This is a genomic window from Streptomyces hyderabadensis, from assembly GCF_020404845.1.
Classification (GTDB): Bacteria; Actinomycetota; Actinomycetes; order Streptomycetales; family Streptomycetaceae; genus Streptomyces; species Streptomyces hyderabadensis.
This window is the reverse complement of sequence record NZ_JAIOJZ010000001.1, coordinates 341105-353431: the sequence shown is the minus strand read 5'-3', so window position 1 is coordinate 353431 and position 12327 is coordinate 341105. Positions and strand designations below refer to the sequence as shown.

Sequence of the window (12327 nt, the reverse complement as noted above, 5' to 3'; positions counted from 1 at the left end):
GTCCATGGCCCTGTTCAAGAAGCGCACGGTCGGCAAACCGGGCGAGTGGTACTACTGCCTGGAGCACCAGAAGGTCGAGGAGGGCCCGGACTGCCCGGGCCGGGACCGCTTCGGGCCGTACGCCTCCCGCACCGAGGCCGAGCACGCGATGCAGACCGCCCGCGAGCGCAACCTCGAGTGGGAGAACGACCCCCGGTGGCACGACGCCTCCTCGGCGGGCGGTGCCGACGGCGACCGGGACGACTGAGCACGCGCCGAGCCGGCCAGTCAGGCGCGGGCCGGTCACCCGCTCGCGGCGGCGGCTGCGCGCTTCTCGCGCAGCCGCACCGCGTGCTCGTTCGTCCGCGCGTCGTACGTCATCATCGTCGGCAGGCACAGCGCCAGCAGCCCCACCGCGCCCGCGCACAGCAGCCCGCCCGACCACACCGACGCCCGCACCCCGGTGAGCGCGGCCGTGCCGCCCGCCCGGACCTGGCCGAGCTGCGGGCCCACCGAGTACGACAGCAGCTCGATCCCGGCGAGCCGGCCGCGCAGCTCGTCCGGGATGGTCTGGTTCCACATCGCGCTGCGGAAGACGCCGCTGACCATGTCGCAGGCCCCGGCGAGCACGAAGCACAGCAGCACCAGCCACACGTTCCCGGCGAAGCCCGCCGCGGCGATCGCCGCGCCCCACCCGGCCGCCGCCAGCACCACCATCCGCCCGTGCCGGTGCACCCGCGAGGTCCAGCCGCTGCTCACGCTCACCAGCAGCGAGCCCGCCGGGATCGCCGCGTACATCAGGCCCAGCGACCACTCGGCGTCCAGCTCGTCGGCCAGGAAGGGCAGCACCGCGAGGGGCATCGCCAGCAGCATCGCCGCGACGTCGACCGCGTACGTGCCCAGCAGTTCCTTGCGGCTCCACGCGTACCGGGCGCCCTCGGCGATCGCCGCCCAGGACGGCCTGCGCGCCTCGTGCGAGGCGGGCGCGGAGGCGAGACCGACCACCAGCGCCACCGAGGCGGCGAAGGTGACCAGATCCACCGCGTACGCCCAGCCGAGGCCGGCGTACGCCACCACCACGCCCGCCAGCGCCGGGCCCGCGATCCCGCCGACCTGCCAGCGCAGTGCGTTCAGCGAGGCGGCGGCCGGCAGGTGCTCGTGGGCCACGATCCGCGGGATCAGGGAGTCCAGGGCCGGGCGCTGGACCGCGCCGAGCGCCGAGGTGAACGCGGCGATCACGTACAGCGGCCACACGGCCGGGCTCGGCATCAGCGCGTTGACCAGCAGCGCCGCGCACAGGACGCCCTGACCGGCCTCCGTCCACAGGATCAGCCGCCGCTTGTCCCAGGCGTCGGCCAGCGCACCGCCGTACAGCCCGAACACCACCAGCGGCACCAGCTCCACGGCACCGATCGCGCCCACCGCGGCCGCCGAGCCCGTCAGCTCCTTGATCTGCACCGGCAGCGCGACGAACGTCAGGAAGCTGCCGAAGTTCGTGATCAGCCCCGAGACCCACAGCCGCCGGAAGTCCCGGGAGGCCCGCCAGGGGGACAGGTCCGGCAGCAGGGCACGCAGGCCGGTGGGCGGGCCCGCGGGTCTGTCGGCGGGGGCGTCGGTGGGGGAGGTCTCGGTCACGAGGGGTCATCGTCCGGCCGCCGCCGGAGCACGGGCAACCGGTTTTCCGGCGGGTCCGTCACCAGCCCGACGGTGGTGGGGCTGCAGGGCGGTCGGCGAGGCGAGGGGGGTGGGGAGGTTGGTGCGGTGTGCGAGGGCGGAGCCGCAAGCGAGGGCGCGGCGGGTTTTCCGGCAAGCCCGTCACCAGCCCGACGGTGGTGGGGCCGTCAGGTGGTCGGCGAGGCGGGAGAGGCGGTCGCGGAAGCGGCGGCGGCCGCGGGGTGGCGGCACCGCGTTCTCCCCGGCCGAGGCGCTGACCAGGTGCTGCACCGTGTCCAGGTCCAGCTCGGCGCCGTCCGGGACGGTCAGCGTCTCGTGCGCCATCGCCGTCAGCTCCCGCTCGCCCGGCTCGCGGTCGGTGCCCAGCGCCAGCACCGTCGCACCGGCCCGGCGGGCGTCGTGCACCCGCTCGAGCAGCGGGGCGCCGGGGTCGTCGGGCGTGACCACCAGCAGCGTCTCGCCGCGCCGGGCCGCCGCCAGCCGCCCGAGGCCGACCGCGAGATGCGCCGGGTCCGAGGGCCGCGCGTCGTGCCGGACCAGCGTCGGCGCCAGCTCCGGCGTCCCCGACCAGGCGGCCTCGTCCACCAGGTGCGCCGCCAGGTGCCAGGGCTCGAACCCGGGGGTGCCCACCAGCAGCAGGCCGCCCCCGTGCGGGACCACCGACCCCCGCAGCGCCCCCGCGAACCTCCGGGTGGCCCCCAGCCACTCGGTCCCGGCGAGCACTTCCCGCAGCAGCGCGACCCGTACGGCGTCCATGCGGCCGCATCCTGCCGCAACCCCGGCCGCGCGGTCCGGCGTTCGCCCCGGATTCACCCGGCCCGGGGACCGCCCTCCGCCCGGCGGGACCCGTACCCCGGGACCGGCCGTCACGGACGTAGGGTCGGCCCATGACCTCTACCGACAGTGCTGCACAGAAGGCCCCCGCCAAGGCCCCGGCCAAGGACCCCTGGGACCTGCCCGACGTCTCCGGGCTGGTCGTCGGCGTGCTCGGCGGCACCGGGCCCCAGGGCAAGGGCCTCGCCTACCGCCTCGCCAGGGCCGGCCAGAAGGTGATCGTCGGCTCCCGCGCCGCCGAGCGCGCCGAGGCCGCCGCCGAGGAGATCGGGCACGGCGTCGAGGGCGCCGACAACGCCGAGACCGCCCGCCGCAGCGACGTCGTGATCGTCGCCGTACCGTGGGACGGACACGCCAAGACCCTGGAATCCCTGCGTGCGGAACTGTCCGGCAAGCTCGTCGTCGACTGCGTCAACCCGCTCGGCTTCGACAAGAAGGGCGCCTACGCGCTCAAGCCCGAGGAGGGCAGCGCCGCCGAGCAGGCCGCCGCCCTGCTGCCGGACAGCCGGGTCGCCGCCGCCTTCCACCACCTCTCGGCGGTCCTCCTCCAGGACCCGGAGATCGACGAGATCGACACCGACGTGATGGTCCTCGGCGAGGAGCGCGCCGACGTGGAGATCGTGCAGGCCCTCGCCGGGCGCATCCCCGGCATGCGCGGCGTCTTCGCCGGACGGCTGCGCAACGCCCACCAGGTCGAGTCGCTGGTCGCCAACCTGATCTCCGTCAACCGCCGCTACAAGGCGCACGCCGGGCTCCGCGTCACGGACGTATGAGGCGATGGGGGACACTGGTCGGTACCAGTGTCCCCCCGACAGGAGCCGTTCCCATGCCCCGCCTCGCCCTCTACGCCCTGGTCGTCTGCGTCCTCGCGGTGGCCGCCGCCGTCGTCTCCTTCGTGCAGGGCAGCGTCGTGATCGGCGTCGTGTGGGTGCTGCTGTCGGGGCTGTCGTCCAACATGTGCTGGTACTACGTCAAGCGCGGCCGGGACGCCCGGCGCACGTCCGCCGCCTCCTGACCGGCGTCAGCCGCCCGGCGTGCACAGCGGGTCGGTCTGCCAGAAGCGGTACAGCTCGAAGCCGCAGTACGTGTCGATCTCGCCGATCCCGAGGCCCCGCAGCAGCGCGTCGATCGCGTCGAAGAAGGCGCCGTTGAGCGCCGGGATCCACAGCAGCGCGAACACGATCAGCAGCCCGAACGGCGCGAGCGGCTCCACCTGCCGCCGCACGTTGTACGACAGCCAGGGCTCGATCACGCCGTAGCCGTCCAGCCCCGGCACCGGCAGGAAGTTCAGGATCGCCGCCGTCACCTGGAGCAGCGCGAGGAACGCCAGCGCGAGCCGGAAGTCCCGCGGCACGCCGTCCAGCGCGTCCAGCCAGAACGGCGCCGTGCACACCACGGCGAACAGCACGTTGGTCAGCGGGCCCGCCGCCGAGATCAGACTGTGCCGCCAGCGCCCCCGGATCCGCCCGCGCTCGATGAAGACGGCGCCGCCGGGCAGGCCGATCCCGCCCATGATCACGAAGAGCACCGGGAGCACGATGCTCAGCAGCGCGTGCGTGTACTTCACCGGGTTCAGCGTGAGGTAGCCCTTCGCGCCGACCGAGATGTCGCCGCTGTGCAGGGCGGTGCGGGCGTGCGCGTACTCGTGCAGGCACAGCGAGACGACCCACGCGGCGGTGACGAACAGGAAGACGGCGAGCCCCGGCTGCTCGGCGAAGCCGGTCCAGGTGGCCCAGCCCGTGACCGCGGCGACGGCGACGATCCCGAGGAAGACGGGACTGATCCTCCGGTCACTGGGGCGGGCGGTGGCGGTGGACATGGCACTCCCTGACTGTCGGACTCGCGCGGCTGGCACCTGCGGGACTGCCCGACCGTACCGGGCGCACGGGGAGAACGTCCCGTGCGGGGCGGACGGTTCCGGGACCGGGGGAGAGGGCGGGACGGCGTGCCGCGGCACGGGGCGGGGACCGTGCCGCGGAGCGGGCCGGGGGAGCCCGGCCACGCCGGGCGGCCAAAACCCCGTGACCGGCTCCGACGGCAGCGGGGACAATGGGGCCGTGCGCTATCGCATCCTCGGCACCACACAGGTACTCCGTCCCGACGGCACGGCCGTCCCGCTCGGCGGGGCGCGGCTGCGTGCCCTGCTGACCGTGCTCGCCCTCCGGGCCGGCCGCGCCGTCCCCGCGGGACTGCTGGTGGAGGAGGTCTGGGACGGGGACCCGCCCGCCGACGCGCCGGGCGCCCTGCAGGCGCTGGTCGGGCGGCTGCGCCGGGCGCTGGGCGCGGATGCGGTCGTGTCCGCCGACGGCGGCTACCGGCTCGCCGCCGTCCCCGACGACGTCGACCTGCACCGCTTCGAGCGGCTCGCCGGTGAGGGCACCCGCGCCCTCGCCGACGGCGACGCGGCCAAGGCCGCCGCCGTGCTCGACGACGCCCTCGCGCTGTGGCGCGACCCCGTCCTGCCCGACCTGCCCGACCGCACCGCCGAGACGGCCCGCTGGACGACCCGGCGCCTGGACGCCCTGCGGGCCCGCCACACCGCCGCCCTCGACCTCGGGCAGGCCGAGCAGTCGCTGCCCGAGCTGACCGCGCTGTGCGACGGCCACCCCCTGGACGAGCCCCTGCAGGCGCTGCGGCTGCGCGCGCTGCGCGACACCGGCCGCACCGCCGAGGCGCTGGCCGCCTACGAGGACGTGCGCCGCCTCCTCGCCGACCGTCTGGGCACCGACCCGGGACCGGAGCTGCGCGCCCTGCACGGCGGGTTGCTGGCGCCCGCCGACCCGGCCAGGCCCGTGCCCGCCGACGCCCCACCGGGGACCGGGACGCCCCGCTCGCCCGGGGCGTCCGCGCCCGCCGAAGCGCCCCGCGCACCCGCCACCGCTGCCCGCCCCCGGGGCAATCTGCGGGCCCGGCTCACCTCCTTCGTCGGGCGGGACGGTGACGTGGAGGCGCTGCGGGCCGACCTGGCGGCCACCCGGCTCGTCACCCTGCTCGGGCCCGGCGGCGCCGGGAAGACCCGGCTGTCGCAGGAGGCCGCCGAGGGCGCCGGGGAGGTGGCGCGGGACGGGGTGTGGCTGGCCGAGCTGGCTCCCGTCGACGACCCCGCCGACGTACCGGAGGCCGTGCTGACCGCCGTCGGCGCCCGGGAGACGGTGCTCTACCGCGCCGGCGCCGAGGAGATGCGGGCCGTCACCGGCGCCGACGGGCAGGCCCGTGCCGTCGAGCGGCTGGTCGAGCACTGCGGCCGGCGCCGCATGCTGATCGTCCTCGACAACTGCGAGCACGTCGTCGACGCCGCCGCCCGCCTCACCGAGGAACTCCTCGCCCGCTGCCCCCACCTCACCGTCCTCGCCACCAGCCGCGAACCCCTCGGCGTACGGGGCGAGTCGCTGCGTCCCGTGGAGCCGCTGTCCGAGCCCGCCGCGCTGCGGCTGCTCGCGGACCGGGGCGCCGCCGCCCGCCCCGGCTTCCGCGTCGACGCCGACCAGGAGACCGCCGCCGCCTGCGCCGAGATCTGCCGCCGCCTCGACGGCCTGCCGCTGGCCATCGAACTGGCCGCCGCCCGGCTGCGCATGCTCACCCCGCGCCAGATCGCCGACCGGCTGGACGACCGCTTCCGCCTGCTCACCTCCGGCAGCCGCACCGTCCTGCCCCGCCAGCAGACGCTGCGCGCGGTCGTCGACTGGTCCTGGGACCTGCTCGACGCCGGCGAACGCGAGGTGCTGGGACGGCTGTCCGTCTTCGCGGGCGGCTGCGACCTCGCCGCCGCGGAGGCCGTGTGCGGGCCCGCCGCGCTGGACGCCCTCGGCTCCCTCGTCGACAAGTCCCTCGTCGTGGCGGCGCCCGTGACCGACCGCCTATCCGGCGACGGCATGCGCTACCGGCTCCTGGAGACCGTCGCCGAATACGCCGGCGAACGCCTCGACGAGACCGGCGGGCGGCCCGCCGCGGCCCGCGCCCATCTGACGTACTACCGCGAACTCGCCCGCACCACCGACCCGTTGCTGCGCGGCGCGCGGCAGCTCGCCGCCATCGAGCGGCTGGAGCGCGAGTACGAGAACCTGCGCACCGCGCTGCGCCACGCCATCGCCGAGCGCGACGAGCAGGAGGCGCTGTGCCTGGCGCTGTCGCTGGTCTGGTACTGGCAGATGCGCGACCTGCGGGTGGAGGCGCGTAACTGGTTCGCCGAGGTCATGGCGCTCGGCCCGGACCCCTTCACCGAACCGGTCACCCGCGCCCGGCCGGTCTGGGAGCGCTGCACCTCGGCGCCGCCCCCGATGACCGGCGAGGTCCTCGCCGAGGCCTGGCGAGGGGTGCACCTGGCCCATCTGGCCTGCATGGACACCGAGCTGGACGCCTGGCAGAACCCGGCGGCCCAGCGCAAGCTGCGCGTCATCGCGGACACCTACGAGCCGGGCATGCCCCAGACCTGCTCCAGCCCCGGCCTGCTCTGGTTCTACTCCGTGATGCTCACCGGTGACATGGCGCGGCTGCGCAAGATCATGGACGCCACCGTGCGCACCTGCCGCGAGACCCCGGGCTACGAGTGGGAGCTGGCCGGCGCCCTGCAGATGCGCGCCAACATGCTCGCCAACCGCACCGACTGGGCCGGCGACGCGGTCCGCGACGCCGACGAGTCGCTGGAGATCTACGACCGGCTCGGCGACGCCTGGGGCATGGCCGAGGCGCTCTCCGGGCGGGCCGAGGCCCGTGAGCGCGTCGGCGAGTACCGGCTGGCCGCCGCCGACTACCGGGCCGCCGCCAAGCACGCCGAGCGGCTCGGCGCGCACGCCCAGGTGGACGTCCTCCAGGCCCGCCTCGGCAGCGTGCTCCTGGAGGCGGGCGACCCGGAGCGGGGCGAGCGGGTCCTGCGCGAGGTGATCGACCGCACGGCGGGGGCGGGCCACAACGGCGCGATGCCCGCCGCCCGGCTGTTCCTCGCCGGGCACCTGGGCATGACGGGGCGCACCGCCGAGGCCGGCGAGCAGCTGAGGCTGCTGCGCGAGGAGTTCTCCATCGCCCACTTCGTCGTCTTCGACGCGTTCATCATCGCCGCCGAGGCGTGGCTCGCCACGCTGGAGGGCCGGCACGAGGAGTGTCTGAGCGGCATCCGCACCTCGCTGCACAAGGCCGAGGACCCGCTGTCCGCGGCCATCGCCCCGCACATGCGCTCCGCGTACCTGACCATCGCCGCGATGGCCCTGGCCCGCCTGGACGGCGGAGGGCGGGCCGCGGACGGCGCCCGGTGCATCGGCGCCGCCGACGCGATGCTGCCGCCCGGGCACGTGGCCACGGGCATGGAGCGGGACGCGCGCGGGCGGGCCGTCGAGCGGGTCCGCGAGGCGCTCGGCACCGAGGCCTACGACGCCGCGTACGCCGAGGGCGGCCGGCTCTCCCCGAAGGAGGCCGTCGCCCTCGTCTGACGCGTGCGCGGTTCAGCTCTTGGTGCGGAACTTGTGGACGGCGATCGGCGCCATCACCGCCGTCAGCACGGCCGACCAGCCCAGCGTCACCCACAGGTCGTGCGCCACGGGGCCGCCGACCATCAGGCCGCGCGCGGTGTCCGCCAGCGAGGACAGCGGGTTGTAGTCCGTGAACGCCCGCAGCCATCCGGGCATCGAGTCGGTCGGCGCGAAGATCGACGAGCCGAACTGCAGCGGCATCAGCACCAGGAATCCCATCGCCTGCACGGACTGCGCGTTCTTCATGATCACGCCGAGGGTCAGGAACACCCACATCAGCGCCGAGCCGAACACCGCGGACAGCCCCACCGAGGCCAGGAGCCCCGCCCAGTCGGTGATGTCGAAGCCGACCAGGACGGCGACGACCAGCAGCACCGCGGTCGCGAACAGCATCCGCAGCAACTCCACCGCGATCTTCGCGAACAGCACCGAGCCGCGGCCGATCGGCAGCGACCGGAAGCGGTCCATGACACCGGAGTTGAAGTCCTGGTTGAAGCCGGTCCCCACCCCCTGGGCCATGTTCATGCCCATCATGGCCATCAGGCCGGGGATGACGTACTGCACGTACGCCTGCTGACCGCCGCCCAGGGACTGCCCGATGGAGCCGCCGAACACGTACACGAACAGCAGCGTGAAGACGATCGGGAAGAGGATGGCGTCGAACATCGACTCCGGGTCCTGCCGGATCCACAGCAGGTTGCGGCGGATCAGCGCGCCGGTGTGCCGGAGGTGGGCGCGCGGGGTGATCCGCGCGTCCGGGGCGGTCCGGGCGTCGGGCGCGTACGTGGCGGCGCTCATACGGCGACCTCCTCGCGGGTGTCGTCGGTGGCCGGGGCGGGGTCCTGCGGAGCACTGGCGCGGTGGCCGGTGAGGGACAGGAAGACCTCGTCCAGGCTGGGCAGTTCGGTGGTGACCGCGGAGACGGTGATGCCGCGGGCGGTGACCGCGCCGACCACGGCCGTCAGCTGCTCGTCGCTGAGGATCGGCACCAGCACGGCACCGCGCTCGGCGTCCACCGTGGAACTGGCGAGCCCGGTGATGCCCAGCTCGTCCAGGTAGGCGGCGAGCGGGCGCAGCTGCAGCGGGTCGGCCGGGCGGACCCGCAGGGTGCGGCCGCCGACCTTGGCCTTCAGCTCCTCGATGCCGCCGTTCGCGATGACCTTGCCGCGGTCCACGACGGTCAGCTCGGAGGCGAGCTGCTCGGCCTCCTCCATGTACTGGGTGGTGAGCAGCACGGTGACGCCGTCGCCGACCATCCGCTTGACCTCGTCCCACACCTCGTTGCGGGTGCGCGGGTCGAGGCCGGTGGTCGGTTCGTCCAGGAACAGCACGGCCGGGTGCCCGATCATGGACGCGGCCAGGTCGAGGCGGCGCCGCATGCCGCCGGAGTAGGTGGAGGCGGGCCGCTTGGCCGCCTCGGTGAGCGAGAACCGCTCCAGCAGCTCGTCGGCGCGGCTGCGCGCGTCCCGGCGGGACAGGTCGAGCAGCCGGCCGATCATGTAGAGGTTCTCCCAGCCGGGGAGCTTCTCGTCCACGGAGGCGTACTGCCCGGTCAGTCCTATCACCCGGCGCAGCTGCCGCGGCTGGCGCACCACGTCGTACCCGGCGACGTGCGCCTGGCCGGAGTCGGGGGCGATGAGGGTGGACAGGATGCGTACGAGGGTGGTCTTGCCGGCGCCGTTCGGCCCGAGCACGCCCATCACGGTGCCCTCGCGCACGTCCAGGTCGACGCCGTCCAGCGCCCTGGTCTCGCCGTAGTGCTTGACCAGCCCCCGCACGGTGACCGCGCTGTCCGCGGCCCGGGGGATGTCGTCGATTCGCTTCATGCCCCAGACGATGGCAGGCCCCACCGACAAACCACCGACATCCCGCCGACAGCCGCCCGGTTCCACCGACGTCCCGCAGACACCCCCGCCCCGCCCCGGGGAAGCACTCGGCCCCGCCGACGGGGGAAGATCGGCGGGGCCGGTGGTCGTACCGCGATGGTCTACGGGTGGGCGGAACGGGCCGACGGAGCTAGTGGACGGAGTGCTCGTCCTCGGGGAAGGTGCCGCCGACCACGTCCTCGGCGTACGCCTTCGTCGCGTCGCCCATGACCTTGCGCAGGTCGGCGTACTGCTTGACGAACTTCGGCACCCGGCCGCCGGTCAGCCCCAGCATGTCGGTCCACACCAGCACCTGGGCGTCGGTGTCCGGACCTGCGCCGATCCCGACCGTCGGGATGTGCAGCGTCCGGGTCACCTCGGCGGCCAGCTCGGCCGGCACCAGCTCCAGGACGACCGCGAAGGCGCCCGCGTCCTGCACCGCCTTGGCGTCGCGCAGCAGCTGCTGGGCCGCCTCCTCGCCGCGGCCCTGCACCCGGTAGCCCATGGAGTTGACGGACTGCGGGGTGAGGCCGATGTGCGCCATGACGGGGATGCCGGACTCGACGAGCAGCCGGATCTGCTCGTGCGACCGCTCACCGCCCTCCAGCTTGACCGCCCCGACCCCGGCCTCCTTGACCAGCCGGGTCGCCGAGCGCAGCGCCTGCACCGGGCCCTCCTGGTAGGAACCGAAGGGCAGGTCGCCCACGATCAGGGCGCGGCTGGTGCCCCGGACGACCGCGGCCGAGAGCATCGTCATCTCGTCCAGCGTGACCGGCACGGTGGTCTCGTAGCCGAGGTGGCAGTTGCCCGCGGAGTCGCCGACGAGCATGACCGGGATGCCGGCCTCGTCGAAGACGGACGCGGTCATCGAGTCGTACGCGGTGAGCATGGGCCACTTCTCGCCGCGCTCCTTGGCGGCGGTGATGTCCCGGACGGTGATACGGCGGTTGATCTTGCCCCCGTACAGCGCCCTGCTCCCGTCGGCGGGGGTGCGCTGCGGCGTCTGGGCAGCCGAAAGCTGCGTCATGGCAACGGCTCCTTCATGTCATCTCGAGGCACCCTGACGGCGTCCCCGGATCCCTTCCATGGTGGCACTTGTCGCGCCCCGACGGCTAGGGGACCCCAGTCACCGGCTCCGTCTGAGGGGCAGGGCGTGGCTCACGGGGGCAAATGTGCCCGTTGTGTCACAGAGCCGCCCGTCCCGGCGCAGTACGGAACTCCGTGGGGCGGCCCGTACGTCCTCGTGCCCGTACGGCCGTCCAGGGACGGCGGGATCGGAACCGATCATCCCCTATGGTGCTGAGTCACAGGGGGCGACGGTGTGCACAGCAGGCAGTGAGGCGACGGTATGGCGCAGCAGGCGTACATGACGGAGACGGACGGCGGCGGCTCGGACCCAGAGCGCCGGGAGACCCGGATTCGGCGCCTGCTCGGCCGGGCGGTCGGCGGCTGGCGCGGCGACCGCCGGATCTGGCGCCGGGGCCTGGTCACCGCCGCGGTCGCGCTGCTCCTGGCGGCGGTCATGGCGGCCCACTCGCACATCCCGAACGCCATCGGCAACCTCGGCAGCCTCACCGAGACCTTCCTGCCGTGGTTCGGTCTGCTGATCCCGGTCCTGCTGGTGATCGCCCTGGTCCGCAAGTCGGCGACGGCGCTGATCGCGCTGATTCTGCCGGTGAGCGTGTGGCTCAACCTCTTCGGCGGCCTGCTCTTCGACAAGACCGGCTCCGGCGGCGACCTCACGGTGGCCACGCACAACGTCAACGCCGACAACGCCGACCCGGCGGGTACCGCCCGTGCCGTCGCCGCCGCCGGTGCGGACGTGCTGGCCCTGGAGGAACTGAAGGCGTCCGCCGTACCGACGTACGAGAAGGCGCTGGCGGCGAAGTACCCGCACCACGCGGTCGTCGGCACCGTCGGGCTGTGGAGCAAGTACCCGGTCAGCGCCGTGAAGCCGGTCGACATCGAGCTGGGCTGGAAGCGCGCGATGCGCGCCACCGTCACCACCCCGTCCGGGCCGATCGCGGTCTACGTCGCCCACCTGCCCTCCGTACGGGTGAAGCTGGAGGCCGGGTTCACCGCCCGGCAGCGGGACAAGAGCGCCGACGCCCTGGGTGAGGCCATCGCCGACGAGAAGCTGCCCCGCAAGATCCTCCTCGGCGACCTCAACGGCACCATGAACGACCGCTCGCTCACCGCGATCACCTCCCAGCTGCGCTCCCCGCAGGGCGCCGTGGGCGACGGCTTCGGCTTCAGCTGGCCGGCCTCCTTCCCGATGGCCCGCATCGACCAGATCCTGGTCACCGGCGTGGAACCGATGACCAGCTGGACCCTCCCGGCGACCGGCAGCGACCACCTGCCGATCGCCGCGCGTGTGAAGGTCGACACAACGGCTTCCTGAAATTCGCCTGCGGAATACCCGCCCTGAGAGTCTTTGTTCCGTACGGGAACATACAGTCGTCCCCCTGGACCCGTCCCTCCCGTACGCACTCCGCTCTCGAAAGGCGAGACCC

Annotated in this window: 11 protein-coding genes; 5 read left to right on the top strand and 6 right to left on the bottom strand. The window is 74.2% G+C overall.

All coding sequences use genetic code 11. The features are described from left to right. Window positions 1-4: 4 nt before the first annotated feature. Entirely contained in the window at window positions 5-247 is a 243-nt protein-coding gene (locus tag K7854_RS01590; protein WP_052839957.1) for a hypothetical protein, read from the top strand. A 35-nt stretch (window positions 248-282) separates the two neighbouring features. On the opposite strand, the gene K7854_RS01585 is transcribed toward K7854_RS01590, so the two are convergent. Together K7854_RS01585 and K7854_RS01580 are read right to left on the bottom strand one after the other, a co-directional pair. Beyond that, window positions 283-1614, bottom strand: coding sequence for an MFS transporter (locus K7854_RS01585; RefSeq protein ID WP_226024505.1), 1332 nt, complete (start codon window positions 1612-1614; stop codon window positions 283-285). Between the two features lie 180 nt (window positions 1615-1794). Then, window positions 1795-2409 carry a hypothetical protein gene (locus K7854_RS01580; RefSeq protein ID WP_052839956.1) on the bottom strand — a complete coding sequence of 205 codons (615 nt, stop codon included), beginning with the start codon at window positions 2407-2409 and terminating at the stop codon, window positions 1795-1797. Window positions 2410-2540: 131 nt separating this feature from the next. Here K7854_RS01580 and npdG point away from each other — a divergent pair, with 131 nt between their 5' ends. Then, window positions 2541-3260 carry an NADPH-dependent F420 reductase gene (gene npdG / locus K7854_RS01575; protein WP_226024504.1) on the top strand — a complete coding sequence of 240 codons (720 nt, stop codon included), beginning with the start codon at window positions 2541-2543 and terminating at the stop codon, window positions 3258-3260. A 53-nt stretch (window positions 3261-3313) separates the two neighbouring features. After that, window positions 3314-3502 carry a hypothetical protein gene (locus K7854_RS01570; RefSeq protein ID WP_226024503.1) on the top strand — a complete coding sequence of 63 codons (189 nt, stop codon included), beginning with the start codon at window positions 3314-3316 and terminating at the stop codon, window positions 3500-3502. 6 nt (window positions 3503-3508) lie between these two features. Here K7854_RS01570 and K7854_RS01565 read toward each other — a convergent pair whose 3' ends face one another. Continuing rightward, window positions 3509-4306: a site-2 protease family protein gene (locus K7854_RS01565; RefSeq protein ID WP_226024502.1), complete on the bottom strand. Its 798-nt coding sequence runs from the start codon at window positions 4304-4306 to the stop codon at window positions 3509-3511. Between the two features lie 238 nt (window positions 4307-4544). Between K7854_RS01565 and K7854_RS01560 the strand changes: the two genes are divergently transcribed. Beyond that, entirely contained in the window at window positions 4545-7910 is a 3366-nt protein-coding gene (locus K7854_RS01560; RefSeq protein WP_226024501.1) for an AfsR/SARP family transcriptional regulator, read from the top strand. A gap of 12 nt (window positions 7911-7922) precedes the next feature. On the opposite strand, the gene K7854_RS01555 is transcribed toward K7854_RS01560, so the two are convergent. From K7854_RS01555 to panB, 3 genes are all read right to left on the bottom strand, one after another. After that, on the bottom strand, window positions 7923-8747 hold the full coding sequence (locus tag K7854_RS01555) for an ABC transporter permease (RefSeq protein ID WP_226024500.1): 825 nt from the start codon (window positions 8745-8747) through the stop codon (window positions 7923-7925). Continuing rightward, on the bottom strand, window positions 8744-9775 hold the full coding sequence (locus K7854_RS01550) for an ATP-binding cassette domain-containing protein (RefSeq protein ID WP_226024499.1): 1032 nt from the start codon (window positions 9773-9775) through the stop codon (window positions 8744-8746). Before K7854_RS01550 ends, K7854_RS01555 begins: the two co-directional genes overlap by 4 nt. A 190-nt stretch (window positions 9776-9965) precedes the next feature. Continuing rightward, complete coding sequence (gene panB, locus K7854_RS01545) at window positions 9966-10841, bottom strand: 3-methyl-2-oxobutanoate hydroxymethyltransferase (protein WP_226024498.1); 876 nt, start codon at window positions 10839-10841, stop codon at window positions 9966-9968. Window positions 10842-11162: 321 nt separating this feature from the next. Between panB and K7854_RS01540 the strand changes: the two genes are divergently transcribed. Continuing rightward, window positions 11163-12215 carry an endonuclease/exonuclease/phosphatase family protein gene (locus tag K7854_RS01540; protein WP_226024497.1) on the top strand — a complete coding sequence of 351 codons (1053 nt, stop codon included), beginning with the start codon at window positions 11163-11165 and terminating at the stop codon, window positions 12213-12215. The last annotated feature ends 112 nt before the right edge of the window (window positions 12216-12327 follow it).